Here is a 26,668-nt window from a genome sequence, read left to right on the forward strand (position 1 = left end):
AACGACTGCCGGACGCGGATCGTCCTTGCGGCTGCATGGACGCGCCCGCGCGGGACACCCGTCATACGGAGGACGCGTGACGGTCCGTCACCCCGCGGGCGCGATGTCCGTCACACCCGTACGGCGGATGACGAACGTGCAACACGACGACGACGCAGGTAAACACTCGTCCATGACTCGTCACGACCCGGTGAACCCGATGTGCGCCGGAGCACGCGCCACGAGTATCGTCCTCACCTGCACAGACTCATACCGCATCCCTTGACACCGGAGGGCCCGTTGTCCCGCTTCGCGCTCATCAAGGCAGTGCTCGGACCGATCATGCGCCTGATGTTCCGCCCACGGGTGGAGGGCGCGGAACACATCCCGGGAGACGGACCGGTCATCCTCGCCGGCAACCACCTGACGTTCATCGACTCGATCGTGCTGCCGATCGTGACCACGCGGCAGGTGCTCTTCATCGGCAAGGACGAGTACGTCACGGGCAAGGGCTTCAAGGGCCGGCTGATGGCCTGGTTCTTCACGGGTGTCGGCATGATCCCGGTGGACCGGGACGGCGCGAACGGCGGTGTGGCCGCGCTGATGACCGGCCGCCGGGTGCTGGAGGAGGGCAAGGTCTTCGGCATCTACCCGGAGGGCACCCGCTCCCCCGACGGCCGTCTGTACCGCGGCCGCACCGGCATCGCCCGCCTCACCCTGATGACCGGCGCCCCGGTGGTCCCGTTCGCGATGATCGGCACGGACAAGCTGCAGCCGGGCGGCAGCGGTATGCCGCGTCCGGGCCGGGTCACCGTGCGCTTCGGTGCGCCGATGGAGTTCTCCCGCTACGAGGGGATGGACCGCGACCGATATGTGCTGCGGGCGGTCACCGATTCGGTGATGACCGAGGTCATGCGGTTGTCGGGTCAGGAGTACGTGGACATGTACGCCACGAAGGCGAAGGCCGCCTAGCACCTGAGGCGACTGTCGACGAGGGCCGCACCCCGACCGGGGCGCGGCCCTCATGTCATGCCGAGCCGTCCAGCCGCCGGCCTCGGAGCAGGAACCACGCCGCCACCGCCGTGGCCAGCAGAACCGCCGCGCCCGCGCCCGTCGCCAGCCGCAGACCGTCGAGGAAGGTCTCACGGGCCGACGACAGCAGCGCCTCGCCGGTGCCCGCGGGCAGCCGCCTCGCCGCCTCGACCGCGCCGCCCAGTGACTCGTGGGCCATGGCCGGGGTGCCCGCGGGGGCGGTGAAGTCGCGGTAGACACCGGTCACGATCGAGCCGAGCAGCGCGATCCCGAGGGCCGCGCCGAGTTCGTACGCCGTCTCGGAGACCGCCGACGCGGCCCCCGCCTGCTCCCGGGGCACGCTGGAGAGGATCACGTCCGCGGTCACGGTGAACGACAGTCCCGCGCCCACGCCCACGACCAGCAGCGCGGCTCCGATGAACGTGTAGCCGGTGGTCCGGTCGAGGAGAGTGAGCGCGGCCAGCGCCAGCCCCACCGCGGCGAGCCCGCCGGAGACCACCGCGCGCACCGAGAGGCGCCGCGCCGCCGTGCCCGCGACGAGACCCGCCGCCACCGCGCCGACGGCGGCGGGCAGTTCGGCGAGACCCGCCTCGAAGGGCCGCCTGCCCTGCACCAGTTGCAGATACTGCGAGAGGAAGAAGACCAGTCCGGACATGCCGAGGACGGTCAGCAGGTCGGCGAGGACCGCGCCGCTGAAGCCGCGGCGGCGGAACAGCCGCATGTCCAGCAGCGGCACCGGAAGCGTCAACTGCCGGCGTACGAAGCCGGTGAGCGCGGCGGCGCCGAGGGCACCGGTGGCCGCGCCCGGCCAGGTGATCCCGTGCGCCGCCGCCTCCTTGACCGCGTACACGAGGCCGACCATGCCGACCAGCGACAGCATCACGCTGATCAGGTCCCAGGGGCCGGGGTTCGGGTTGCGGGACTCGGGCAGCGTGCCGATGCCGACGAGGACGAGCACCACCATCACGGGCACGTTGATGAGGAAGACCGAGCCCCACCAGAAGTGTTCGAGCAGGAAACCGCCGGCGATCGGGCCGATCGCCGTGCCGGCCGAGGCGGTGGCGCCCCAGATCCCGACCGCGAGGCTGCGCTCGCGCGGGTCGTGGAAGATGTTGCGGATCAGCGCGAGCGTGGCGGGCATCAGGGTCGCGCCGGCGACCCCGAGCAGCGCCCGGGCGAGGATCATCGTCCCCGCCGTCGCGGCGTACGCGTTGAGGACGGATATCAGGCCGAAGGCCGTGGCGCCGCCGAGCAGGATCCGCTTGCGGCCGATGCGGTCGCCGAGGCTGCCCATGGACACGAGCAGACCGGCGATGACGAACGAGTAGACGTCCCCGATCCACAGCAGCTGGGTGCCGGACGGTTTCAGGTCCTCGCTGATGTAGGGGGTCGCGAGGCCGAGGACGGTCGCGTCCACGGCCACCAGCAGCACGGCGAGCACGAGCACCGAGAGCGCGAGCCACCGGCCCGGTCGCCGCTCGGCCCGCGGTGCGATCTCCCCCGGGCTCTCGGTTTCGCTGGAGCGGGGGGCACCCTCATGCCGCAGGGTGCTGGTCATGGTTCCTCTTTCCGAAGCGCGCCGCCGAGGAACATCTCGGCGATCATGTAGGTGAAGTCCTTGGGGGCGAGGCGGCCCTCCGCCACGGCCCAGGCGCCCGAGGCCAGCAGGCCGTAGAGCGCGTCGGTGAGCCAGGCCGGGGTCAGGTCGATACGGAACTCGCCGCCTGCCTGACCGCGCCGGAACAGCGCGGCCATCCGGGCGTCGATCCGGGCCCAGCCCGCGTTCTGCTCCTCGCCCTCGTAGAGCTGGTTCTCGCTGTACAGGAAGGCGAGGAGGGCCGCGGCGGGCTCGATCCGCGTCACGAACCGGCGCAGCGCCTCCTGGGCCGGATCCTCGTCGAGCCGTGCGTCGTCCAGGGCCGCCTCGCACTCCTCGATGCCGAGCGTCTCCAGGGCCCGCACGAGCGCGTCGCGCCCGGCGAACTGGCGGTGCAGCGTGGCCCGGCTGATCCCGGCCGCCTTGGCGACCTCGTCCATGGTGGCGGTGGATTTCCGGGTGAGCAGGGCGGCTGCGCTGCGCAGCACATGGTCACGGTCGACAGCCATGAGACAAGAATAGCACATGTGAGACATCAATGTCTCACACGCGGCACGCAGGTCTCACGTTTGGCGGCTTCGCCGGAGGATCAGTGCCAGGGCAGCTGTCCGCGCCGCTCCCAGTAGGCGCGCGGGTCCTCGGCCAGGGCCTCCATCCGGTCGAGCTGGTCCCCGTCGAGATCGACGGCCGCGGCGTGCAGATTGGAGGCGAGTTGGGCCGTGGTGGCGGCACCCGACAGGACGAGATCGACCCAGGGCCGACGCAGGACCGCGGCGAGGGCGACCGCGTCGGAGCCGTACGACGTCTGCGCGGCCACCGCCCTCAGCGCCTCGGGCGCGTACGGGTCCGCCAGCCGGCCGTTGGCCATGGCCTCCTTGACGAGCACCGTGAGCCCGGCGTCGTGGGCCTCGGCGAGCGCGGGGGCGGCCGAGGTCTCCAGAAGGTTGTACGTGGACTGGACGGTACGGAAGAGGGGTTCGCCGTCGACGGTCACGGCGAGCGCGGCGCGGATCGCGTCGGCCTGCGCCGGGCCGCTGGTGGAGAACCCGATCGTCAGTCCCTGCGCCGCGGCCTGCGCGAGCTTCGCGTGGAGTTCCCGGTCCGTGAGCGCCGGGCTGTCGGGGGTCACCGAGTGGATCTGGTACAGGTCGAGCCGGTCGCCGAGCAGGGCGGCGGTCTCGGCGCGCTGCCTCTCGTAGGTGGCGGCGCTGTGGTCCTTGACCTCGTGCCGCTCGGCGTCGGTGGTCCAGTCGGCGGTGTAGGTGTAGCCCCATTTGCTGCCGATGACGACGTCGTCGATCTCGGGGTGCGCGGTCAGCCAGTCGGCGAGGAACTCCTCGGAACGGCCGTAGGAGCGGGCCGCGTCGACATAGCGGACACCCTGGGCGTAGGCCGCGTCCAGCAGGGCATGGGTACGGGCGCGCAGGGCGTCGACGCTGCGGTCGGACGGGAGGTCCTGCTCACGGCCCAGGTTGATGTAACCCGGACGTCCGACGGCGGCCAGACCCAGGCCGAGGTGGCAGGTCGGGGTGGTGGCTGAGGCCATAGGGGTCTCCCCTGCTCGAGCGGAGCCGAGAGCTGAGAAAAGGGCGAGGGACATCGCGGGCTCCCGTTCGGTCGGCTCCTTGCGGCTCGGACCAACGTATCCCGCGGCGCCCCTTCCCCCGCGACCTGCCTACTTCTTGAGCTTCGCGACGGCCCAGGCGTGCTGGGCCGCCAGATCCGCCCTCACCTCGGCGAGCTGGACGGCGACCGCCTCGGGCGCCGTGCCGCCGCGTCCGTTGCGGGAGGCGAGGGCGCCAGGGACGTCGAGGACCGTGCGGACCTCGGGGGTGAGATGGGCGCTGATCTTGGCGAACTGCTCGTCCGTCAGCTCGTCCAGCTCCTTGCCCTCGGCCTCCGCGGCCTTCACGCACTCGCCGGCGACCTCGTGCGCCACCCGGAACGGCACACCCCGCTTGACCAGCCACTCGGCGATGTCGGTGGCGAGCGAGAAGCCGGCCGGCGCCAGCTCCTCCATGCGCTCGCGGTGCACGGTCAGCGTGGCCATCATGCCGGTGAAGGCGGGGAGCAGGACCTCCAGCTGGTCGATGGAGTCGAAGACCGGCTCCTTGTCCTCCTGGAGGTCGCGGTTGTACGCGAGCGGCAGCGCCTTGAGGGTGGCGAGCAGGCCCGTCAGATTGCCGATCAGCCGACCGCTCTTGCCGCGCGCCAGCTCCGCGATGTCCGGGTTCTTCTTCTGCGGCATGATCGAGGAGCCGGTGGAGAAGGCGTCGTGGAGGGTGACGAAGGAGAACTCCTTCGTGTTCCAGATGATGACCTCCTCGGCGATCCGGGAGAGATTCACACCGATCATCGCGGTGATGAAGGCGAACTCGGCGACGAAGTCCCGGGAGGCCGTGCCGTCGATGGAGTTGGCCGAGCTGCCGTGCTCGAAGCCGAGGTCCCGGGCGACCGCCACCGGGTCGAGGCCGAGGCTGCTGCCCGCGAGCGCGCCCGAGCCGTACGGGGAGACGGCCGTGCGCTCGTCCCACTGGCGCAGCCGCTCGGCGTCCCGGGAGAGCGCCTGGACATGCGCGAGCACATGGTGGGCGAAGAGCACCGGCTGGGCGTGCTGCAGATGGGTGCGGCCGGGCATCGCCACGTCCGGGTGCGCCTCCGCGAGGCCGACCAGGGCGTCCTGGAGCTCGGCGATCAGCCCGCCGAGGATGCGGGCGTGGTCGCGCAGGTACATCCGGAAGAGGGTGGCGACCTGGTCGTTGCGGGACCGGCCCGCGCGCAGCTTGCCGCCGAGGTCGGGGCCGAGGCGTTCGAGGAGGCCGCGTTCGAGGGCGGTGTGGACGTCCTCGTCGGCGATGGTGCCGGTGAAGTCGCCGGACGCCACGTCGGCCTCCAGCCGGTCCAGTCCGGCGAGCATCCGGGTGAGCTCGTCGTCGGTGAGGAGTCCCGCCCGGTGCAGCACGCGCGCGTGGGCGCGGGAACCGGCGATGTCGTACGGCGCGAGCCGCCAGTCGAAGTGGACGGACGCGGACAGCTTGGCCAGGGCCTCGGCGGGACCGTCGGCGAAGCGGCCGCCCCAGAGCCGTACGTCACCGCTGTTGCTGCTCACTGCTGTACTCCTCGGGAAGGTGGGGATGTGCCGCCGCCTCCCCACCCGGGAGTGAGGAGGCGACTGTCAGCTCATGCGTGTCTGTCGGGCGTGCGAGGGGTCCTGCGTCCTACACCAGGTCCCGCTTGGCGGCGATCTTCGACGACAGGCTGTAGATGTCGATGAAGCCCTTGGCCGCGGACTGGTCGAAGCTGTCGCCGGTGTCGTAGGTGGCGAGGTCGAAGTCGTACAGCGACTCCTGGGAGCGCCGGCCGGTGACGACCGCGCGGCCGCCGTGCAGGGTCATGCGGACGTCGCCGGAGACATGCTGGTTGGCCTCGTCGACGAAGCCGTCCAGGGCGCGCTTGAGCGGCGAGAACCACTGGCCGTCGTAGACCAGTTCGCCCCAGCGCTGCTCGACCTGCCGCTTGTAGCGGGCGAGTTCGCGCTCGACGGTGACGTTCTCCAGCTCCTGGTGGGCGGTGATCAGGGCGATCGCGCCCGGAGCCTCGTACACCTCGCGGGACTTGATGCCGACGAGGCGGTCCTCGACCATGTCGATCCGGCCGATGCCCTGGGCGCCGGCCCGCTCGTTGAGCTGCTGGATCGCCTGCAGGACGGTGACGGGCTTGCCGTCGACGGCGACCGGGACGCCCTCCTTGAAGGTGATGATCACCTCGTCGGCGTCGCGGGGCTCGGCCGGGTTGGAGGTGTACTCGTAGATGTCCTCGATCGGGGCGTTCCAGATGTCCTCCAGGAAGCCGGTCTCGATGGCCCGGCCGAAGACGTTCTGGTCGATGGAGTACGGGGACTTCTTGGTGGTCGCGATCGGCAGGCCCTTGGCCTCGCAGAAGGCGATGGCCTTGTCGCGGGTCATCGCGTAGTCACGGACCGGCGCGATGCACTTGAGGTCGGGGGCGAGGGCGACGATGCCGGCCTCGAAGCGGACCTGGTCGTTGCCCTTGCCGGTGCAACCGTGGGCGACCGTGGTGGCGCCGTGCTTCTTGGCGGCGGCGACGAGGTGCTTGACGATCGTCGGCCGGGACAGGGCGGAGACCAGCGGGTAGCGGTCCATGTAGAGGGCGTTGGCCTTGATCGCCGGGAGGCAGTACTCGTCCGCGAACTCGTCCTTGGCGTCGGCGACCTCGGCCTCCACGGCACCGCAGGCGAGGGCGCGCTTGCGGATGACGTCCAGGTCCTCCCCGCCCTGGCCGACGTCCACGGCGACGGCGATGACCTCGGCGCCGGTCTCCTCGGCGATCCAGCCGATGGCGACGGAGGTGTCCAGACCGCCGGAGTAGGCGAGTACGACGCGCTCGGTCACGGGTTTCTCCCTCACAGTGCATTCGCTGATATGCATGAGTATGCAGCCCTCTGCATGGTTCGTCAATCTCATCGGGGTCGTGGCGAGGATTCGAAAAGGGATTTCGAAACTCCTTGAACACGTGAAACCGCTTTCCCGTATCACTCGCCGAACGCAGGCGCCGCGTTCGTCACAGCAGACCACCCCCCGACCGCCGTGTCCGTCACGGCAGTCGTCCCGACCCCGAGTGAGGCATCTTCATGTCCAGGGCTCTTCCGAAGTACAACAAGCGTCGTGTGGCGATCATCGGCGGCGCCGCCGCAGTGGCGTTGTCCGGCGCGGTGATCGCCGGTTCCGCCCTCGCGGGGGAGACGTCCCAGAGCAACAGCGCCAAGCCCCTGGCGGCCACCGGGACGATCACGTGCCCGGACGTGAAGTCCAAGCTCCCGGCCGTCCCCGCGTCCGCACAGGCCGAGGTCGACCGCAACCTCGACCTCCTCAACACCCAGATCGCCGAGGCCGACAAGCGACTCGCCGACACCGTCGGCCAGGGCGGCCCCAACTTCGTCCAGAACGCGATCCTCGGCCCCCTCAAGGACAAGCGCACCTCGACGATCGACCGCATCGCCATCGCCATCGGCCGGAAGGGCACCAAGCCGCAGGGCCTGGACTCCCTGGCCGCCTGCACGCTCGGCAACGGCGGCGTGGCGAACAACGGCGCCGCGGCCGGCGCCGCCTCCCAGCAGGCGAGCGGGACCGCCACTCAGCAGGCCGGCGGGACCAAATCCGGCGGGAACAGCGCGGCCGGGAACGCGGCGAGCGGCGGCAGCGCCGCCGGGACGATCACGTGCCCGGACGTGAAGTCCAAGCTCCCGGCCGTCCCCGCGTCCGCACAGGCCGAGGTCGACCGCAACCTCGACCTCCTCAACACCCAGATCGCCGAGGCCGACAAGCGACTCGCCGACACCGTCGGCCAGGGCGGCCCCAACTTCGTCCAGAACGCGATCCTCGGCCCCCTCAAGGACAAGCGCACCTCGACCGTCAACCGCATCGCCACCGCCATCGGCCGGACCGCTGCCAAGCCGCAGGGCCTGGACTCCCTGGCCGCCTGCACGCTCACCAAGTGACGTGACAGGCACCGTGGCCGCCCCGCGCGCCGGCCGGGGCGGCCACGGGCTCCTCCGAGGAGTCCTCCGGAGGCACCAACTTCTTAGACAGCCGAAAGGTTTTTCCCGATAATCGGCGGCATGGGAAAGACCTATGAACGCATTGACAGCAGACTCCGGTCGTTCATCGAGGCACAGCCCCTGTTCTTCACCGCCACCGCTCCCCTGGGCGCCGACGGCACGGTCAACCTCTCCCCCAAGGGACTCAAGGGGTCCTTCGCCGTCCTCGACGACCACACCGTGGCCTACCTCGACTTCGCCGGGTCCAACGCCGAGACCGTCGCGCATCTGCGGGAGAACGGCCGGATCACCCTGATGTGGTGCGCCTTCCAGGGCCCGCCCGGCATCGTGCGGGTGCACGGCCGCGGGGAACCCGTCTTCCGCGACGACCCGCGCTTCGGGGACCTCCTCGCGCACTTCCCCGACATCGACCCGACCTCGCACGGTCTGCGCGCGATCATCGTCGTGACGGCGGGGCTCGTCCGGGACACCTGTGGCTATGCCGTCCCCTTCATGACCTACCAGGAGGACCGCGATCTGCACGCCAGGCGTTTCGCGCGCGAGGACGACGCCTCCCTCGATACGTACTTCCGAAGGAAAGAGCACGTCGAAACCAGCCTCGACGGCCTGCCGGGACTGCCGTTGCCGCTGCCGCCGTCTACGTTCTGAGCCATGCGCTCCGGTGTCGTCGCCCTTGTCTCCGCCTCCCTCCTCTCCCTGCTCGGTGCCGCACCGCACCCTGCCTGGGAGGTCCCGCTGCCCCAGCGGATGGCGGACACCGGCGGCGGCACCCAGCTGATCACCGCGGAGGCGGCCACGACCGCCGCCACCTCGGGCACGGTGACCTGGTGGGACCGGCGGGGCGGGCAGTGGGTGAAGGCCGGCGCGGCACCCGCGCGGTTCGGTGCGCGCGGTCTGGTGGCGGGCGACTCGCGCAGACAGGGCACCAGCACGACTCCGACGGGGCTGTACGACCTGCCGTACGCGTTCGGCATCGCGGCCGCACCCCCGGGGACGAAGACCTCGTACCGCCGGGTGCACCAGGACTCCTGGTGGTGCCAGGACAGCGGCTCACGCTCCTACAACCGCTGGACGGAGCCCCTGCCGGCCGACTGCCGGGCCTCGGAGTCGGAGCATCTGATCGCCTACGACCCGCAGTACTCCCACGCCCTGGTCATCGGCTTCAACTACCACGCCCCGGTGCGCGACCGCGGCGCCGGCATCTTCCTGCACGTCAACGGCAAGGCGGCGACGGAGGGCTGTGTGTCGGTACCCGGGGCGGCGATGCGGACGATCCTGGCCTGGGCGGCGCCCGCGCGGGCGCCGCACATCGCGATCGGCACGACGGGCGGGGCCACCGCGCTCACCCGCTACTGACCCCGGCCCGACCGTCCTCGGCCACGCCGCCGCCCGGCAGCCGCACGGTGAACGTCGTCGCGCCGGGGCGGCTGTCCAGCTCCACCGTGCCGCCGTGCGCCTCCGTCACCGCCGCCACGATCGACAGGCCCAGCCCCGCGCCGCCGCCGCGGTGGTCGGGGCGACGGCGGTGATCGGCCCGGGTGAAGCGTTCGAAGACGCCCGAGCGGATCTCGTCGGGCACGCCGGGGCCGTCGTCGTGGACCGCGAGGACGGCCGCCCGGCCCTCGGTCTCCAGCGAGACGCGGACCCCGGTGCCGGCCGGGGTGTGCAGACGCGCGTTGGCCAGCAGATTGGCCAGCACCTGCTGGAGCCGATGGGTGTCGCCGGTCACCGTGACCGGCTCCTCGGGCAGCTCCATCGTCCAGCGGTGGCCCGGTCCCGCGGCCCGTGCGTCCGTGACCGCGTCGAGGACTAGGCGGGTGAGGTCCACCGGACGGCGCTCCAGCGGGCGGCCCGCGTCCAGCCGGGCCAGCAGCAGCAGATCGTCGACCATCTCGCCCATGCGCGCCGACTCGGCGGCGATCCGCTCCAGGGCACGGTGCACCTCGGGCGGGACCGGGCCCGGGTGCAGCAGCGCCAGCTCGGCGTGCCCGCGCACCGAGGCGACCGGCGTACGCAGCTCATGGCTGGCGTCGGCGGCGAAACTGCGCAGCCGTTCCTCGCTCGCGTGCCGCTTGGTCAGCGCGTCCTCGACATGGCCGAGCATGCGGTTGAAGGCGGTGGCGACCCGGCCCACCTCGCTGCGCGGATGGCTCTCGGGGGCGCGCGGCGGCAGGGCGACCTCGCCGCTGGCGAGCGGCAGCTCGCTGACCCGCACGGCGGTGTCGGCGACCCGGCTGAGCGGCCGCAGGGACCAGCGCACCCAGACGGCGCCCGCGACACCGGTGACCGCGAGGGCCACGCCGAAGACGACCGCGGCGACGCTCTCCAGCCGGTGCACCGCCGCCTCGACCGGTTCCAGCGGCAGCCCGGTGAGCAGGACGTCGCCGTCCCGGCCGGCCGTCGCCAGCACCCGGTAGCTGCCGAGGGACGACAGCCGGACGCTGTGGCCCCGGCCGTCCGTGGGGACCGCCGCGAGCCTGTGCTCGTCCCGGGCACTCAGCGGGGCGCGCAGGTCGGTGCTCTGGTCACCGGGGCGCACCACCGCCGCGTTGGTGACCGTGACGCCGACCAGCCGGGCGCCGAAGGTGCCGGCGGACTGCTTGCGGGTGTCCCCGTGTTCGTCGCCGTCGTGGTCCGACGGTTTGACGCCGTGTTCCAGGCTCGCCGGGAACCGCGGGCCGACATCGCGCAGCTGCTGGTCCAGCCGCCCCGTGAGAAAGCCGTTCAGCTCCACCACGGCGGCCACCCCGACGGCGGCGCAGCTGAGCGCGAGCAGCACGACGAGCCCGGCGGTGAGCCGGGCCCGCAGGGTCCGCAGCCGGGGCAGGCGCCGCATCCGCCGTACCGCCGCCGCCCGCAAGGCCCTCACCGGACCACCGGCTTGAGTACGTACCCGGCCCCACGGACGGTGTGGATCATGGGCTCGCGGCCCGCGTCCAACTTCTTGCGCAGATAGGAGATGTACAGCTCGACGACATGGGCCTGGCCGCCGAAGTCGTACGACCACACCCGGTCCAGGATCTGCGCCTTGCTGAGCACGCGCCGCGGATTGCGCATCAGGAAGCGCAGCAGTTCGAACTCCGTCGGGGACAGCTCGATCAGCTCACCGGCCCGGGTCACCTCACGGGCCTCCTCGTCCATGACCAGGTCGCCGACGACCAGCCGGGGGCCCTCCTCCAGCTGCCGGGCCATGCCCGCCCGGCGCAGCAGTCCGCGCAGCCGGGCGACGACCTCCTCCAGGCTGAACGGCTTGGTCACATAGTCGTCACCGCCGGCGGTGATGCCGGCGATGCGGTCCTCGACGGCGTCCCGCGCGGTGAGGAACAGCACACAGACGTCCGGCTGCACGCCGTGCAGGGAGCGCAGCACCGCGAAGCCGTCGGTGTCCGGCAGCATCACGTCCAGGACGACGGCGTCGGGCATGTGGTCGCGGGCCTCGGCGACGGCCGTGGCCCCGTCGCCGGCCGTGCGCACGTCCCAGCCCTCGTAGCGCAGGGCCCCGGACAGCACCTCGGCGAGGTCCGGGTCGTCGTCGACGACGAGCACCCGCACGGGTGTGCCGTCGGGACGGGAGAGGGCGGGGCGGCCGGATCGGGGTGTGTTCATCGCACTCACCAGCATCCCTCCTCCCCGCCGTGACCGACGCCGCCGGGACCTCTGAGTTCGCTGTGAGTACCGACACCCCCGCCGCGCGCGACCTGGGCGCCCGCCCCCGCCGTCCGCTCCTCCTTCAGGCCCGCCTCATGTTCCTCAGAGCGCCCTCAGAGGTTCCGCCCGCACAGTTGCGTCCTCGACGTCCGAAAGGAACCGCCATGGCCACGGTGCACCAGCTGCAGGCGCCGCCCCTGCCGCCGATCGTCCGGCGCTCCCCGGCACCCTGGCTGCTGGCCGCACTGTGGGCCGGGGCGGCCGGTGTGATCGCCCTGTGGTGGCAGCACACCGACTCGGTGGTGGGCACGGCCGGCTGGCTCACCGGGGCCGGGCGGATCGCCGGGCTGCTGTGCGGGTACGCCTGCGCGGTCCTGGTCGGGCTGATGGCCCGGGTACCGCTCCTGGAGCGGCGGATCGGCTCGGACCGGGTGGCCCGCTGGCATGCGCGGGCCGGGCGGTACACGGTCTGTCTGCTGGTCGCGCATCTCGTCCTGATCATCGCCGGGTACGCCGCCCAGGACCGGGTCTCGCTCGTGCACGAGACGCTCACGGTGGTCCTCGACTATCCGGAGATGATCAAGGCCACCCTCGGGACGGTCGTCCTCCTCGCCGTCGGCATCACGTCGATGCGCGCGGTCCGCCGCCGGACCGGCCACGAGTTCTGGTACTACGTCCACCTCCTGACCTACGCCGCCGTCTTCCTCGCCTTCGGCCACCAGCTGGCGCTGGGCGCGGAGTTCGCCGGGAACGCCCTCGCGCGGGGCGTCTGGTACGCGCTGTACCTCGGGGTCGCGGCCCTGGTGCTGTGGTTCCGGGTCCTCGCCCCCGTGCGGCTGAACCTGCGCCACCGGCTGCGGGTGGAGGAGGTGCACCAGGAGGCGCGGGGCGTGTGGTCCGTGGTCGTGGGGGGCCGGCGCCTGGACGAGCTGGGCGCGGCGCCGGGGCAGTTCTTCCGCTGGCGGTTCCTCGCGGACGGTCTGCGCTGGACCTCTACGCCGTACTCCCTGTCCGCGCCGCCCCGCACCACCCGGCTGCGGATCACGGTCAAGGCGCTCGGCGACCACAGCGCTTCGGTCGCGTTGCTGCGGCCCGGCACCCGGGTGTGGGCGGAGGGCCCGTACGGATCGCTGACCGCGGACCGGCAGACCAGCGGCAGGACCCTGCTGATCGCGGGCGGCGTCGGGATCACCCCGCTGCGTGCCCTGTTCGAGACGTTGCCGGGCGAGGTGACGCTGCTGTACCGGGCGCGCTCGGCCGAGGACCTGGCGCTGGGCGGCGAGCTGGAGGCCATCGCCCGCCGGCGGGGCGGCAGGGTGCTGTACGCCCTCAACGGTGAGGACGGCTCGCGTCCGCGGCTGACACCCGGCACGCTGCACGCCTCGGTGCCCGAACTCGACGACCACGACGTCTTCCTGTGCGGTCCGCCCGCCTTCGCCGAGGACATGTACGAGGCGCTGCACGCGGCGGGGGTCCCGGACCGCCGTATCCATCACGAGTCGTTCGAGTTGTGAGGGCGTCATGCATCCGCTGAAGAGGAACAGCCCGCTGCGGCGCATCGTCCTGGCGACCGCCGCCACGGTGACCGGCGCGGTCATGCTGCTGTCGCTGAAACCGCACACGGCACCGTCCCTGGAGGTGGGCGCGCCCGCACCCTCGGGGTCGGGCGCGGCGAGCGCGTCGGGTGGATCGGGCGGGTCGAGCGGAACGGACGGAACGACCGGTTCCGGTGGAGCGAGTGGCTCCGGTGGATCCGGCGGGTCCACCGGCAGCAAGACCGTCACCGGGGAGTCCGTGCAGACCCGCTGGGGACCCGTCCAGGTCCGCGTCACGGTGGCGGGCGGCCGGATCACCGATGTCACGGCGGTCGACTACCCCCAGGACAACCCCAGGGACCAGGAGATCAACAGCTATGCGCTGCCACAGCTGCGGAGAGAGGTCCTCGCCGCCCAGAGCGCGAACATCGACGCCGTCTCCGGCGCCAGTTACACCAGCGAGGGTTACCGCCAGTCACTGCAGTCGGCCCTCGACTCCGCAGGGCTTTGAACGCCAGGCAGGTCTCGCACGTACCTCTGGGCCCAGGGGGCCACTGGCCTCACCCGTCCCACGGAGGATCACGGAGGACACCGTGTCCACGATCGCCGGTGGCCGCGCCGCGCGGCGCCAGACGATGCGCGCCATCCGCCCACGCCGCTCCCCTGCCGTCCCGCTGCTGGTCGCGGTCTGGGCGGGCGCGGCGGGCGTCATCTGGCTGTGGTGGATGAACACCCCGTCCATCGCCGACAACAACAGCAGGATCCTCAACGCGGGGCGGATCACCGGCCTGCTCGCCGGCTATCTGATGGCCCTGGTCGTGCTCCAGATGGCGCGGGTTCCCGCGCTGGAGCGGCGGGTCGGCTCCGACCGGGTCGCCCGCTGGCACGCCATGACCGGCCGGTACACCATCTGTCTGGTGCTCGCCCACCTCTTCCTGACCATGTGGGGCTACGCCCTGCAGAGCGGCAAGGGGCTGGGCGGGATCGTGCAGCAGACCATCGACTCGATCAACCAGCTGCCGGACGTGGGCAAGGCCACCATCGGCACGGGCCTGTTGATCCTCATCGGGCTCATCTCGATGGGCCCGATCCGCCGCAGGATGTCGTACGACCTCTGGTACCACGTCCATCTGCTCACCTACGCGGCCACGTATCTGTCCTTCTGGCACCAGCTGTCGACCGGCAACGAGTTCGCCGTCCAGCCCGAGGCCAGGACCGCCTGGTACGCCCTCTACGGCTCGGTGACCGCGCTGGTGATCTGGTACCGCATCCTCACCCCGCTGCGGCTGAACCTGCGCCACCGGCTGCGGGTCGAGGCGGTCATCGAGGAGACGCCCGGCATCGTCTCGGTGCTGATGACGGGCCGGAAGCTGCACCGGATCGGCGCGACGGCGGGGCAGTTCTTCCGCTGGCGCTTCCTCGCGCCCGGTATGCGCTTCAGCTCGCACCCGTACTCGCTGTCCGCGGCGCCCCGCCCCAACATGCTGCGCATCACGGTGAAGGCCATCGGCGACCACAGCTCCGCGCTGCGCGACCTCACGCCCGGCACCCGGGTGTGGGCGGAGGGCCCCTACGGGGCGCTGACGGCGGACCGGCGCAGCCGCGGCAAGGTGCTGCTGGTGGCCGGCGGTGTCGGCATCACGCCGATGCGGGCGCTGTTCGAGACCTTGCCCGGCGCGCCCGGCGATCTGACCCTGCTCTACCGGGCGAACACCACTCAGGACCTGGCTCTGTGGGACGAGTTGGCCCAGATCGCCGAGGAGCGCGGCGCCCGGCTGATGTACGCGGTCAACAGCCCGGAGGGGGAGCGTCCGGACATCTCGGCGGACACCCTGCGCCGGAAGCTGCCGGACATCGACCGCCACGACGTCTTCATGTGCGGACCGCCCGGATTCGCACAGCAGGTGTACGAAGCAGTACGCGGCGCGGGAGTTCCCGCCCGCCGCATCCATCACGAGTCGTTCGAGATGTGAGCGACGGGACTCAGGAGCTTTGGGAGCGATGAGGAAGAGCCACCCCATACGGCGTGCGGTGCTCGCCGGCGCCGCCACCGTGTCAGGGATCGTCCTGCTGCTGTCGCTGAAGCCGGCGTCGGATCCGGCGTCCGCCCAGGCGGCGGGCGGGGTCGCGCCGCAGCGGACGGCCGCGGCCCAGGAGGCGCCGCAGGGCGGCAGCGGACAGCAGACCGGCGCGCAGTCCGTCACGGGTGACGTGGCCAAGACGCAGTACGGCGATGTCCAGGTGCGGCTGACGCTGAGCGGCGGGAAGATCACCAAGGCCGAGGCCGTCCAGGCGCCCAAGGGCGGACTCAGCGACCAGAAGACGGCCATGTCCGTCCCCAAGCTCAACCAGGAGGCAGTCGCCGCGCAGAGCGCGCAGATCGACGCGGTCTCCGGCGCCACCTACACCAGCGGCGGCTACAAGCAGTCGCTGCAGTCGGCGATCGACAAGGCGAAGGCCGCATCGGGCGGCTCCTCCTCCGGCTCCGCGGGCGGCAAAGTTTCGCCGGGCGGCTCCGGGTCGGCGGGGTCGTCGGCCCAGGCGCGTACGGTCCTGGGTAACGTGGCCCAGACCCAGTACGGCAACGTCCAGGTGCGCCTCACTCTCAGCGGCGGGAAGATCACCAAGGCCGAGGCCGTCCAGGCGCCCAAGGGCGGACTCAGCGACCAGAAGACCGCGATGTCCGTCCCCAAGCTCAACCAGGAGGCGGTGAGCGCACAGAGTGCGAACATCGACGCGGTCTCCGGCGCGACGTACACCAGCACCGGGTACAAGCAGTCTCTGCAGTCGGCCCTGGACAAGGCCGGTGGCTGAGTGTCCGAAGAGGTGACCGGTCCCGCCGGGGCTCCGCCCGCGCTGCGCCACGCGGAGGAGGTGATGGGCACCGTCGTCTCCTTCGATGTGCGCGGCGGCGAACCCGAGGCCGTGCGCACCGCGTTGGAGGAGGCGATCGCCGGACTCCACCGGGTGGACGAGGTGTTCAGCACCTATCGGGAGAACAGCCAGATCTCGCGGCTCGCCCGTGGTGAGACGACCGTCGAGGAGTGCGACCCGGAGGTCGCCGAGGTGCTCGCGCTCGGTGCCGAGGCGGAGCGGCTCAGCGACGGCTGGTTCAGCACCCGCTACGAGGGACGGACCGACCCGACCGGGATCGTCAAGGGCTGGGCGGTCGAACGGGCGGCCCGGCTGCTGTCCGCGACCGGGGCGAGCGGAGTGAGCGTCAACGGCGGCGGGGACGTCCAGTTGCACGGGGTTCCCGGGCCGCACCGCCCCTGGCGGGTCGGGGTGTCGGATCCGCTGCGCCCCGGCGGGCTCGCCGCGGTGGTCTCCGCGGCCCATGCCGACGAGCTGGCCGTGGCCACGTCCGGGACCGCGGAGCGCGGCGCGCACATCGTGGACCCGCGCACCGGCCGCTCGGCGGTCACCGACCTGGTCGCCGTGACCGTGGTGGCTCCCCGGCTGACCTGGGCCGACTGCTGGGCGACGGCCGCGTTCGCGATGGGCTCGCGGGAGGGGCTGGCCTGGCTGGAGTCGCTGCCGGACGTGGAAGCACTGCTGATCACGGCGGGCGACGAGGTCCGGTGCACGGGCGGCCTGGCGTCCCGGCTGGGCTGACCGCACATGGGGAGGGCGCACCGGTCGGTGCGCCCTCCCCATGTGTGCGGGACGTATGTCTCAGTGCCCCGCTTGCGCCAGCCGCAGCAGGTGGTCCGCGAGCGCCTGGCCCCCGGTCGGGTCCCGGCTGATCAGCAGCACGGTGTCGTCACCCGCGATGGTGCCGAGGATGTCGTGCAGTTCCGCCTGGTCGATGGCCGAGGCCAGGAACTGTGCCGCACCGGGCGGGGTGCGCAGGACCACGAGATTCGCGGACGCCTCCGCGGAGATCAGCAGCTCCTGGGACAGGCGCCGCATCCGCTCCTCCTTGGCCGAACCGCCCAGCGGTGCGCGCGGGGTACGGAAGCCGCCCTCGCTCGGGACCGCGTAGATCAGATCGCCGTCCGTGTTGCGGATCTTCACCGCGTTCAGCTCGTCCAGGTCCCGGGAGAGCGTCGCCTGCGTGACGTTCAGCCCGTCGTCGGCGAGAAGTTTCGCCAACTGGCTCTGGGAGCGCACCGGCTGCCGGTTGAGAATGTCCACGATCCGGCGGTGGCGCGCGGTGCGGGTCTGCGGCACGGCTGGTCCCGTGTGCTCATGGTCCTGCGCCTGGGTCATCGTCGTCTCATTCTCCGGATCGTCCGTCCCCGTTCACTGCGTCGAGGACACCGGGAAGCGCCCGGAGGAACGCCGCCACTTCGTCGTCGCCGAGGTTCAGCGGCGGCATCAGCCGTACGACGTTCGGGGCGGGCGCGTTCACCAGGAGACCGGCGTCCTGAGCCGCCTGCTGCACCTGCTGCGCGAGCGGCTCGCTGAGCACGATACCCAGGAGCAGGCCCGCACCCCGGACATGGTCGATCAGCGGGTGCCCCGGCGACTCGATTCCCTTCCGCAGTCGCTCGCTCTGCCGCTTGACGTTCTCCAGCAGACCGTCGGCCGCGATGGTGTCGAGAACGGCGAGGCCGGCGGCGCAGGCGACGGGGTTGCCGCCGAAGGTCGTGCCGTGCTGGCCCGGCTGAAGCAGTTCGGCTGCGCGGCCGAAGGCGACGGTGGCGCCGAGCGGCAGTCCGCCGCCGAGGCCCTTGGCGAGCGTGACCACATCCGGCAGGACGCCGTCGTGGGCCTGGTACTCGAACCAGTGGCCGGTGCGGCCGATACCGGTCTGCACCTCGTCGAGCACGAGCAGCGCCCCGGTGGCCGCGGTGATCGCCCGGGCCGCCTTGAGATAGCCGGCGGGCGGGACGACGACCCCGTTCTCACCCTGGACGGGCTCGATGATCACGAGAGCGGTGTCCTCGGTGACCGCGGCGGCCAGCGCCTGTGCGTCGCCGTAGGGGACGTGCGTGACCTCGCCGGGCAGCGGCCGGAACGGCTCCTGCTTGCCGGGCTGGCCGGTGAGCGCGAGGGCACCCATGGTGCGGCCGTGGAAGCCGCCGTGGGTGGCGACCATATGGGTGCGCCCGGTGAGCCGGCCGATCTTGAAGGCGCCCTCGTTGGCCTCGGCGCCGGAGTTGCAGAAGAACACCTTGCCGTCCCGGCCGAAGAGCTGGAGCAGCCGTTCGGCGAGGGCGACGGGCGGTTCGGCGATGAACAGGTTGGAGACATGGCCGAGGGAGGCGATCTGCCGGCCGACCGCCTCGACGACCGCGGGGTGGGCGTGGCCGAGCGCGTTGACCGCGATGCCGCCGACGAAGTCGAGGTACTCCTTGCCGTCGGCGTCCCACAGCCGGGTGCCCGCGCCGCGGACCAGGGGCAGCCTGGGAGTGCCGTAGTTGTTCATGAGCGCGCCCCGCCAGCGCCGGGTCAGCTCCTCGTTGGCGGAGTGCGCCACGTCGGCGGTGGCATCGGTCGTACCGGTCATACGGCGCTCCCCTGGGCGAAATCGTCGGGCACGACCATCGTGCCGATGCCCTCGTCGGTGAAGATCTCCAGCAGGATGGAGTGCTGGACCCGGCCGTCGAGGACGCGGGCGGTGGTGACGCCGTTGCGCACGGCGAACAGACAGCCCTCCATCTTCGGGGCCATGCCGGAGGACAGCTCCGGCAGCAGCTTCTCCAGCTGGGAGGCGGTGAGGCGGCTGATCACCTCGTCGGAGTGGGGCCAGTCCTCGTAGAGTCCCTCGACGTCCGTGAGGACCATGAGGGTTTCGGCGCCCAGTGCCGCAGCGAGTGCCGCAGCCGCCGTATCAGCATTGACGTTGTAGACATGTCCGTCGTCCTGACTGCGGGCGATCGACGAGACAACCGGGATTCGGCCGTCGGCGAGCAGCGCCTCGATCGCGCCCGTGTCGATCGCGGTGATCTGGCCGACCCGCCCGATGTCGATCAACTGGCCGTCGATCTCGGGCCGGTGTTTGGTGGCGGTGATGGTGTGCGCGTCCTCGCCGGTGAGGCCGACGGCGAACGGGCCGTGCTGGTTGAGCAGCCCGACCAGCTCGCGCTGTACCTGTCCGGCGAGCACCATGCGCACCACGTCCATGGCGTCCTCGGTGGTGACCCGCAGGCCCGCCTTGAACTCGGTGGGGATGCCCTGGCGGTCGAGGGCCGCGCTGATCTGGGGGCCGCCGCCGTGGACGACGACGGGCTTGAGACCGGCGTGCCGCAGGAAGACGACGTCCTGGGCGAAGGCGGCCTTGAGCTCGTCGTTCACCATGGCGTTCCCGCCGAACTTGATGACGACGGTCTTGCCGTGGTGACGGGTCAGCCAGGGCAGCGCCTCGATGAGGATCTTGGCCTTGGGCAGGGCGGTGTGCTTACGCGTCTTTCCGGTGCTCATGAGGAGTAGGCGCTGTTCTCGTGGACGTAGTCGGCGGTGAGGTCGTTGGTCCAGATGGTGGCGGTCTCGCTGCCGGCGGCGAGGTCGGCGACGATGTGCACCTCGCGATAGCGCATGTCGACCAGTTCGCGGTCCTCGCCCACGGAACCGTTCTTGCAGACCCAGACGCCGTTGATGGCGACGTTGAGCTGGTCGGGCTCGAAGGCGGCCCGGGTGGTGCCGATCGCCGAGAGGACACGGCCCCAGTTGGGGTCCTCGCCGTGGATCGCGCACTTGAGGAGGTTGTTGCGGGCGATGGAGCGGCCCACCTCCACGGCGTCCTCCTCGGTGGCGGCGCCCACGACCTCGACCTTGATGTCCTTGCTGGCGCCCTCGGCGTCGCCGATGAGCTGACGGCCCAGGTCGGCGCAGACCTCCCGGACGGCCTCGGCGAACTCCTCGTACTCCGGGGTGATGCCGGACGCCCCGGAGGAGAGCAGCAGGACGGTGTCGTTGGTGGACATGCAGCCGTCGGAGTCGACCCGGTCGAAGGTGACCTTGGTGGCGGCGCGCAGGGCCCGGTCCAGAGTCTCCTGGTCGGCTTCGGCGTCCGTGGTGAGGACGACCAGCATGGTGGCGAGGCCCGGCGCGAGCATGCCGGCGCCCTTGGCCATACCGCCCACGGTCCAGCCCCCGCGGCTCGCCACGGAGGTCTTGTGGACCGTGTCGGTGGTCTTGATGGCGATGGCGGCCTTCTCGCCGCCGTGCTCGGACAGCTGGGCGGCGGCCGTGTCGATGCCCGGGAGCAGCTTGTCCATGGGGAGCAGGACACCGATGAGCCCGGTGGAGCAGACGGCGACCTCGATGGCGCCCCGGCCGAGGACGTCGGCGACCTTCTCGGCGGTCGCGTGGGTGTCCTGGAAGCCCTTGGGACCGGTGCAGGCGTTGGCACCGCCGGAGTTGAGGACGACCGCGGAGACCTCGCCCGACTTGAGGACCTGCTCGGACCACAGCACGGGCGCGGCCTTCACACGGTTGGAGGTGAAGACGCCCGCGGCGGCGTGGCGGGGCCCGTTGTTGACCACGAGGGCCAGGTCCGGGTTGCCGTTCCCCTTGATCCCGGCGGCGACCCCGGCCGCCGTGAACCCTTTTGCTGCCGTGACACTCACTGCGACTCCTTTTTCGCTTCTCCGCCCGTGCGGTGCAGCGGTGCGGCCTTCTCCCCCCGCGCCTCAAGGGCATGGGAGGCGCCCCCGGTCTGCGGCCAGGTGGCTGCACGTACGTCGCTCACGGTGCGACTCCGATCGTGGAAAGCCCCGTGGTCTCGTCGAGCCCGAGGGCGATGTTCATGCTCTGGACGGCACCGCCCGCGGTGCCCTTGGTCAGATTGTCGATGGCGCTGATCGCGATGATGCGATGCGCAGCGGCGTCGTACGCGACCTGCACCTGAACGGCGTTGGAACCGCAGACGGACGCGGTGGCGGGCCACTGTCCCTCGGGAAGCAGGTGGACGAAGGGCTCGTCGGCGAAGGCCTTCTCGTAGGCGGCGCGGACGGACTCGGCGGTGACACCGGGCCGGGCCTTCGCGTTGCAGGTGGCCAGGATGCCGCGGGACATGGGCGCGAGGGTGGGGGTGAAGGAGACCGAGACGGCCTCCCCGGCGGCCGCGCTGAGGTTCTGGATCATCTCGGGGGTGTGCCGGTGGACGCCGCCGACGCCGTACGGGGACATCGACCCCATGACCTCGCTGCCCAGCAGGTTCGGCTTGAGCGCCTTGCCGGCGCCGGAGGTGCCCGAGGCGGCCACGATCACGGCCTCGTTCTCGGCGAGGCCAGCGGCGTACGCGGGGAAGAGCGCGAGGGAGACGGCGGTCGGGTAGCAGCCGGGCACCGCGATGCGCCGGGTCCCGGCGAGCCGGGCGCGGTCACCGGGAAGTTCGGGAAGGCCGTAGGGCCAGGTGCCGGCGTGCGGGGTGCCGTAGAACCTCCCCCAGTCGGCCGCGTTCTCCAGCCGGAAGTCCGCGCCCATGTCGATCACCAGCACCTCCGCCCCGAGCTGCTCGGCGACCGCGGCGGACTGGCCGTGGGGCAGGGCGAGGAAGACCACGTCGTGCCCGGCGAGCACCTCGGGGGCGGTCTCCTGGAGCACACGGTCGGCCAGGGGCAGCAGATGCGGTTGCAGCGCGCCCAGGCGCTGTCCGACGTTGGAGTTCCCGGTCAGGGCGCCGATCTCGACCTCGGGATGTGCCAGGAGCAGACGCAGCAGCTCCCCACCCGCGTATCCGCTCGCTCCGGCGACCGCCGCACGTACCGTCATGGAACCTCCTCCTGGATGGCATGACTATACGGATCGCTGCACGTTTATGCAATCCTGGAGATCGCACCTCTCCCTCGATGGTGACCTCCGCGACGCGTCACCGCACCGGAGGCCGCACCGGGGCACCTCCGTCCCGGGGGAGCATGATCGTCCGGGAGACGACGAAGGTGACGGGAATCGCCGCGGCGGAGGCGAGCAGCGGGGCGAATGTGTTCCCGGCCCGGAGGACGTCGACGATCACATACACACCCACCGTCGTGACCAGGAAATTGGTCGCGTTCGTCAGAGGGAACAGTAGGAATTTCCGCCAGGTGGGCCGCGTCCGATAGGTGAAGCGCGCATTGAGAAAAAAAGAACCGACCATGCTGAGGGCGAACGCGAGAATGTGCGCCGCAAGATAAGGCAAACGGAGGAGGAACAGAAGGTAAAGCCCGTAATACGTGGCGGTGTTGACAACGCCGACCACGGCAAAAGTGAGAATCTGTCTCGCCACGGGACGCGTAGGTGCGAGGCGCATCAGGGAATGAGGTCCTTTGCCGTGTCGCGGGCCGTGCAGCGCTCAGCGCGCTCCACGTTGGTCGCCTGCACCAGGAAGTGCGGACGCCTCTTGACCTCGTAGTAGATCCGGCCGGTGTACTCCCCGATGACCCCGAGCATGATCATCTGTACGCCCGCGAGCGCGGTGACTGCGGTGATGATCGTGACATAGCCGGGCGTCTGCACCCCGTGGACCAGCGCGGCGACCACGATCCACGCCGTGTACACCCCCGCCAACAGCAGCAGGCCGAGCCCCAGGTACAGCGCGGCGCGCAGCGGCCTGTTGTTGAACGACAGCACGCCGTCCAGCCCGTAGTTGAGCAGGCTCCGGAAGGACCAAGAGCTGCGGCCGTGCTCGCGCACCGCGTTGTCGTACTCGAAGGTGGTGCCGGGGAACCCGACCCATGCGAACAGGCCCTTGGAGAAGCGGTTGTACTCGCTGAGGGACAGGACCGCGTCCACCGTGCGCCGGGACAGCAGCCGGAAGTCGCCGACGCCGTCCATGAGTTCCACGTCGACGAGACGGTTGACCAGCCGGTAGTAGAGGCGGGCCGTGACGGTACGGGTGATCCGGTCACCGGTCCTGCTGCGCCGGGCTATCACCTGGTCGTAGCCCTGTCCGCACAGGTCCACCATGCGCGGTATCAGTTCCGGCGGGTGCTGCAGATCCGCGTCCATCACGATCACGGAGTCCCCCGAGGCGTGGCGCAGCCCGGCGAGCAGCGCCGCCTCCTTGCCGAAGTTGCGGCTGAAGGAGACGTACCGCACCCGCGCGTCGAGGGCGGCCAGCTGCTTCAGGGCCGTGAGGGTCCCGTCACGGCTGCCGTCGTCGACGTACACGAACTCCATGTCGTGGCCGAGCGGAAGAAGTTCGTCCGCGACCTTCTGGACCTCGTCGTGGAATCGCCCGATGACTTCTTCTTCGTTGTAGCAGGGTGCGACGATCGAGATGAGCATGGTTCTCCCCTTGAGGACGCGGTCGGCGTGTACGCACGGTCGATGAGCGTCGGTCATGCGCTCGGACGAGTGGTCATGGGTGGAGCCGGGCGGCCCGCGGCACGCCGGCGGCGGACGGCGGTGATCACGCACAGCAGCACCAGGGACAGCAGCGAGGCGGCCCCGACCGCCCCTCCCAGCCGCAGGCCGGGCGGATGGAAGGTGCAGGTCAGGCTGGTCGAGGAGCCGTCCAGCGGCACGGCGATCAGCCCGAGGTACTGCCCCGCGGGCACAGCGGAGACATCGCCCGTGGCGCAGCGCCAGCCCGCGATACGGGGGGCCGCGACGACGGCGGTGCCGGTGCTGCCGACGGGCAGCTGGGCCCGGACGGTGCCGTCGGAGACGGTCACGTCGGTGGCGCCGGTGGCCTTCAGATGCCCGACGGCGGTGTGCAGCCGGCCGGTGTCCAGGCAGCCGACCGCCCCGTCCGGGATGACGCCCGTCCGGTCGGGGGAGAGCTCGATCCGCAGCCGTCCGGACGCCGGGACCCTGCCCAGCCGCTGCATGGGGGCGATCTTGGTGACGGGGTAGTCGGACCGGAACCGCCCGGTCGGGCCGGTGACGGAGTCGCTCGCGAGCCGCGCGGTGCCCGAGAAGTGCGGCGCCCACAGGTACACCTCGCTGCCCGCCGGGCAGGCGGCGGTGATGGCCGGCTTGCGCACGGCATCGGGAACGGCACCGATGCGCAGGCCCGGCCGCGCGTCCTCGCTGCGGCTCGGCGGCCTTCCGGCGCTGGTGCGCACCGTCAGGCGGGGCACGGCGTAGACCCGGGCGCCCAGCAGCAGTTCCTGGTTGCGGTACGGCGACGGACCGAAGGCCGTCAGGCGCCCGGCGGACGGCCGTACGGTGACCAGGGGCGGCACGTCCTGCCGCGACACGCTCACCCCGCTGCCGTCCTGCGGGAACCAGTTCTGGTGGGGGTCCGGCGGGGAGTGCACCCGCGCGCCCACGGAGAAGATCGCGTCCGTGACCGCGTTGTCCAGGCTCTGCAGATTCCGGCCCCGCGAGGTCCAGCCGTCTCCCAGGGCGGTCAGCGTACGGCTGAGGACGTCGGAGGTGAGGCTGCTGTAGTACTGGGCGCCCTGACCGCCCACCAGCAGCGGATCGTTGCCGACGGTCTGCTCCCGGCCCGGATCGGTGCGGTACCGGGGCCAGCCGTGGGCCTCCGCGATCGCGTCCGCCTGCTGTTGCTGCCGCGCGCCCCAGGGCGCGTAGTCGTCCATGTGCGCGAGCCGCAGCCGGGCGGCCACGGCGGCGGTGGCGGTGGTCTCGCCGAACTGCCCGCCGAGGAGCAACGCCACGGCGAGCCCGGCCAGGGCGGTGCGGCGCCCGTCCCGGGCGAGACGCCCGCGGTCGGTCAGGCCGAGCAGGGCCAGCCCGCCCACGGCGCCCACGGCGGCGAGCAGCAGCACCGGCCAGGCGAAGGGACGCACCAGAGCGCTGCGGCCTGCGACGGCGGTGATCAGCGCCAGGAGCGCAACCGCCGCGGCCAGCGCGCGCGGGGCGGGCACGCCGTACGCGAGCGTGTGCCACGCGGCGATCACCAGCAGCGCGCACAGGACGAAGGCCTGCCGGTAGGAGCTGCCCTGCGGGGTGGTGAAGGCGTGCCAGACCAGACTGGTCGGCCCCCACTGCAGGGACAGCGCCACCGCGACCACCAGCAGCGTCCACCCCGTGCGCACCCGCCGGGGCACCCCGCGGTGGAAGGGCAGGGCGAGGGCGAGCAGCAGCGCGGTGATGCCCACGTACACGGCCGGTGTGCTGAAGCTGTACGTCGTCGGCAGCAGGCGGGCCAGCAGGTCCTGGCTCGCCACCGGGACGAACTGGCTGGTCCTGCCCGGATAGGCGTGCCCGGTGGCGAAAATACACGACCGTCACCAGCGGTGCCGCGAGACCGATGCCGAGGGCGACGGTGGCACAGGCCCGGGCCACCGCCGCGAGCGCCTGCCGGCCCGGCGGCCGGGCGAGCCAGAGGCGGAGCAGCAGTACCAGGGCCGCGGCGAGGGTCGCCATGTACGCGGTGTAGAAGTTGGCGGTCCAGGAGAGCGCCACGACCAGGCACCCGAGCACCCGGCGCCGTCCGCTCAGCGCCCATTCGCCGACCAGGCACAGCAGCGGCAGGGCGACGAGGCCGTCGAGCCACATGGGGTTGTACGCGGCGTCGGTGACGCTCCACCCGCACAGGGCGTAGGACGCGCCCAGCAGTCCCGCCGCCCACCAGCGGCCGGGGCGCAGGACGAGCAGCAGCACGGCCATGGCGGCGGCCGCCGCGGCCGTCTTCAGCACGGTGATCACATAGACCGCGAGGTCGATCTCGTCCCGTGGGAACACCGCCACGAGCAGGGCGAACGGGCTGCTGAGATACGTACCGAGGTCGGGCAGGAAGCTGGCGCCGAAGCCGGACTGCCAGTTGACCAGCAGTCCGCCGTCGGCCCTTCCGTGCAGCAGGTCCCACAGGTGCGCGTGGAAGGGCACGTACTGGTTGCCCAGGTCGTTGATGCTGCGGGTGCGGGGACCGAAGGGGAAGGTCCGGGCGACGACGCCGGCGGCGCAGGACACCGTGACGGTGATGACCGCCGCGAGCAGGGCCGCGGCCGGCCCCGGTCGGGTCGGCCGGGGCAGCCGCAGGCGGCGACGGCGGTCGTCCGGCCGGCCCGGTGACGGCTCGACAGGCCGGCGCGGGGCGGGGACGGGTGGCCGGCCGGCCCCGTCGGGCGCCTCGGTCTCCGGCTCGGGAGGGGTGGTCGGATTCACGTCCTCTCCCTGTTCACACGGCGGCGCGGGTTTCCTTGAGAAACGTCTCTGCCACGGCGGGAACCGGCCGCGCTTTCCCGGAAGAAGCGGACCGAGAGAGATTCGGCGGCTGCCGGAAGCACCGGGGACACATAGGGAAAACCGGCGATGGGCAGGGTCGGGCAAACCATTCTCGGCAGGCTCCCAGGGAATGGGGGACGCAAGACGTCCCATCCGGGGATGTCGCTCCCCGTACGTCATCGATTCGCCGACTTAGACCGGCAGTGCTTCGAAACGGTTGCATCCGCATCGGAAAGTGAGGTGATTGATTCCGAATGCGTGCGGGAGCATTGGGCTGTCGTCATGCAC

Annotated in this window: 24 protein-coding genes and 1 pseudogene; 9 read left to right on the plus strand and 16 right to left on the minus strand. The window is 71.6% G+C overall.

Annotated elements, in window-relative coordinates:
- The first annotated feature begins 261 nt into the window (after positions 1 to 261).
- A complete protein-coding gene (locus ACFY2Z_RS32905; protein ID WP_311699492.1) occupies positions 262 to 951 on the plus strand; it encodes a lysophospholipid acyltransferase family protein in 690 nt (229 codons plus the stop codon).
- A gap of 55 nt (positions 952 to 1,006) precedes the next feature.
- On the opposite strand, the gene ACFY2Z_RS32910 is transcribed toward ACFY2Z_RS32905, so the two are convergent.
- From ACFY2Z_RS32910 to ACFY2Z_RS32930, 5 genes are all read right to left on the minus strand, one after another.
- Complete coding sequence (locus tag ACFY2Z_RS32910; protein WP_390747712.1) at positions 1,007 to 2,569, minus strand: MFS transporter; 1,563 nt, start codon at positions 2,567 to 2,569, stop codon at positions 1,007 to 1,009.
- Positions 2,566 to 3,117: a TetR/AcrR family transcriptional regulator gene (locus ACFY2Z_RS32915; protein ID WP_390747713.1), complete on the minus strand. Its 552-nt coding sequence runs from the start codon at positions 3,115 to 3,117 to the stop codon at positions 2,566 to 2,568. Before ACFY2Z_RS32915 ends, ACFY2Z_RS32910 begins: the two co-directional genes overlap by 4 nt.
- A gap of 80 nt (positions 3,118 to 3,197) precedes the next feature.
- A complete protein-coding gene (locus ACFY2Z_RS32920) occupies positions 3,198 to 4,154 on the minus strand; it encodes an aldo/keto reductase (protein WP_390747714.1) in 957 nt (318 codons plus the stop codon).
- Between the two features lie 129 nt (positions 4,155 to 4,283).
- The gene (gene argH / locus ACFY2Z_RS32925) at positions 4,284 to 5,717 is read right to left on the minus strand and encodes an argininosuccinate lyase (RefSeq protein ID WP_390747715.1); all 1,434 of its coding nucleotides are present in this window, start codon (positions 5,715 to 5,717) and stop codon (positions 4,284 to 4,286) included.
- A 109-nt stretch (positions 5,718 to 5,826) separates the two neighbouring features.
- Positions 5,827 to 7,020: an argininosuccinate synthase gene (locus ACFY2Z_RS32930; protein WP_390747716.1), complete on the minus strand. Its 1,194-nt coding sequence runs from the start codon at positions 7,018 to 7,020 to the stop codon at positions 5,827 to 5,829.
- A gap of 239 nt (positions 7,021 to 7,259) precedes the next feature.
- On the opposite strand from ACFY2Z_RS32930, the gene ACFY2Z_RS32935 reads away from it, so the two are divergent.
- From ACFY2Z_RS32935 to ACFY2Z_RS32945, 3 genes are all read left to right on the plus strand, one after another.
- Positions 7,260 to 8,126: a hypothetical protein gene (locus tag ACFY2Z_RS32935; protein WP_390747717.1), complete on the plus strand. Its 867-nt coding sequence runs from the start codon at positions 7,260 to 7,262 to the stop codon at positions 8,124 to 8,126.
- Between the two features lie 120 nt (positions 8,127 to 8,246).
- Entirely contained in the window at positions 8,247 to 8,834 is a 588-nt protein-coding gene (locus tag ACFY2Z_RS32940; protein WP_390747718.1) for a pyridoxamine 5'-phosphate oxidase family protein, read from the plus strand.
- Between the two features lie 3 nt (positions 8,835 to 8,837).
- Positions 8,838 to 9,542: a L,D-transpeptidase gene (locus ACFY2Z_RS32945; RefSeq protein ID WP_390747719.1), complete on the plus strand. Its 705-nt coding sequence runs from the start codon at positions 8,838 to 8,840 to the stop codon at positions 9,540 to 9,542.
- On the opposite strand, the gene ACFY2Z_RS32950 is transcribed toward ACFY2Z_RS32945, so the two are convergent.
- Complete coding sequence (locus tag ACFY2Z_RS32950; protein WP_390747770.1) at positions 9,529 to 11,022, minus strand: sensor histidine kinase; 1,494 nt, start codon at positions 11,020 to 11,022, stop codon at positions 9,529 to 9,531. The genes ACFY2Z_RS32945 and ACFY2Z_RS32950 overlap by 14 nt on opposite strands.
- Positions 11,023 to 11,051: 29 nt before the next feature.
- Positions 11,052 to 11,792, minus strand: a complete 741-nt coding sequence (locus ACFY2Z_RS32955; protein ID WP_390747720.1) for a response regulator transcription factor — start codon at positions 11,790 to 11,792, stop codon at positions 11,052 to 11,054.
- A 206-nt stretch (positions 11,793 to 11,998) separates the two neighbouring features.
- On the opposite strand from ACFY2Z_RS32955, the gene ACFY2Z_RS32960 reads away from it, so the two are divergent.
- The 5 genes from ACFY2Z_RS32960 to ACFY2Z_RS32980 all read left to right on the plus strand — a co-directional run bounded on the left by ACFY2Z_RS32960 (position 11,999) and on the right by ACFY2Z_RS32980 (position 16,984).
- Positions 11,999 to 13,348: a ferric reductase-like transmembrane domain-containing protein gene (locus tag ACFY2Z_RS32960; protein WP_390747721.1), complete on the plus strand. Its 1,350-nt coding sequence runs from the start codon at positions 11,999 to 12,001 to the stop codon at positions 13,346 to 13,348.
- Positions 13,349 to 13,355: 7 nt separating this feature from the next.
- A complete protein-coding gene (locus ACFY2Z_RS32965) occupies positions 13,356 to 13,880 on the plus strand; it encodes an FMN-binding protein (protein ID WP_390747722.1) in 525 nt (174 codons plus the stop codon).
- A gap of 124 nt (positions 13,881 to 14,004) precedes the next feature.
- Positions 14,005 to 15,342: a ferric reductase-like transmembrane domain-containing protein gene (locus tag ACFY2Z_RS32970; protein ID WP_390747771.1), complete on the plus strand. Its 1,338-nt coding sequence runs from the start codon at positions 14,005 to 14,007 to the stop codon at positions 15,340 to 15,342.
- Between the two features lie 28 nt (positions 15,343 to 15,370).
- The gene (locus tag ACFY2Z_RS32975) at positions 15,371 to 16,183 is read left to right on the plus strand and encodes an FMN-binding protein (protein WP_390747723.1); all 813 of its coding nucleotides are present in this window, start codon (positions 15,371 to 15,373) and stop codon (positions 16,181 to 16,183) included.
- Between the two features lie 63 nt (positions 16,184 to 16,246).
- Positions 16,247 to 16,984, plus strand: coding sequence for an FAD:protein FMN transferase (locus tag ACFY2Z_RS32980; RefSeq protein WP_388971827.1), 738 nt, complete (start codon positions 16,247 to 16,249; stop codon positions 16,982 to 16,984).
- A 60-nt stretch (positions 16,985 to 17,044) separates the two neighbouring features.
- On the opposite strand, the gene ACFY2Z_RS32985 is transcribed toward ACFY2Z_RS32980, so the two are convergent.
- The 9 genes and pseudogenes from ACFY2Z_RS32985 to ACFY2Z_RS33025 form a co-directional block, all read right to left on the minus strand.
- Positions 17,045 to 17,581, minus strand: a complete 537-nt coding sequence (locus ACFY2Z_RS32985) for an arginine repressor (protein ID WP_355909970.1) — start codon at positions 17,579 to 17,581, stop codon at positions 17,045 to 17,047.
- A gap of 7 nt (positions 17,582 to 17,588) precedes the next feature.
- On the minus strand, positions 17,589 to 18,824 hold the full coding sequence (locus ACFY2Z_RS32990; RefSeq protein WP_390747724.1) for an acetylornithine transaminase: 1,236 nt from the start codon (positions 18,822 to 18,824) through the stop codon (positions 17,589 to 17,591).
- The gene (argB, locus tag ACFY2Z_RS32995) at positions 18,821 to 19,738 is read right to left on the minus strand and encodes an acetylglutamate kinase (RefSeq protein ID WP_390747725.1); all 918 of its coding nucleotides are present in this window, start codon (positions 19,736 to 19,738) and stop codon (positions 18,821 to 18,823) included. The genes ACFY2Z_RS32990 and argB overlap by 4 nt, the downstream gene beginning before the upstream one ends.
- A complete protein-coding gene (gene argJ / locus ACFY2Z_RS33000) occupies positions 19,735 to 20,886 on the minus strand; it encodes a bifunctional glutamate N-acetyltransferase/amino-acid acetyltransferase ArgJ (RefSeq protein ID WP_390747726.1) in 1,152 nt (383 codons plus the stop codon). Before argJ ends, argB begins: the two co-directional genes overlap by 4 nt.
- Positions 20,883 to 21,008: a hypothetical protein gene (locus ACFY2Z_RS33005; RefSeq protein WP_390747727.1), complete on the minus strand. Its 126-nt coding sequence runs from the start codon at positions 21,006 to 21,008 to the stop codon at positions 20,883 to 20,885. Before ACFY2Z_RS33005 ends, argJ begins: the two co-directional genes overlap by 4 nt.
- Positions 21,005 to 22,033 (minus strand): N-acetyl-gamma-glutamyl-phosphate reductase, encoded by a 1,029-nt coding sequence (argC, locus tag ACFY2Z_RS33010; protein WP_390747728.1) that lies wholly within the window; start codon positions 22,031 to 22,033, stop codon positions 21,005 to 21,007. The genes ACFY2Z_RS33005 and argC overlap by 4 nt, the downstream gene beginning before the upstream one ends.
- A gap of 97 nt (positions 22,034 to 22,130) precedes the next feature.
- Positions 22,131 to 22,550, minus strand: coding sequence for a GtrA family protein (locus ACFY2Z_RS33015; RefSeq protein ID WP_390747729.1), 420 nt, complete (start codon positions 22,548 to 22,550; stop codon positions 22,131 to 22,133).
- Positions 22,550 to 23,527, minus strand: coding sequence for a glycosyltransferase family 2 protein (locus ACFY2Z_RS33020; protein ID WP_390747730.1), 978 nt, complete (start codon positions 23,525 to 23,527; stop codon positions 22,550 to 22,552). Before ACFY2Z_RS33020 ends, ACFY2Z_RS33015 begins: the two co-directional genes overlap by 1 nt.
- A 53-nt stretch (positions 23,528 to 23,580) precedes the next feature.
- Positions 23,581 to 26,188 (minus strand): annotated as a pseudogene (locus ACFY2Z_RS33025) (YfhO family protein).
- Between the last annotated feature and the right edge of the window lie 480 nt (positions 26,189 to 26,668).

The sequence above is a fragment of the Streptomyces sp. NPDC001222 genome (assembly GCF_042896945.1).
Classification (GTDB): domain Bacteria; phylum Actinomycetota; class Actinomycetes; order Streptomycetales; family Streptomycetaceae; genus Streptomyces; species Streptomyces gibsoniae.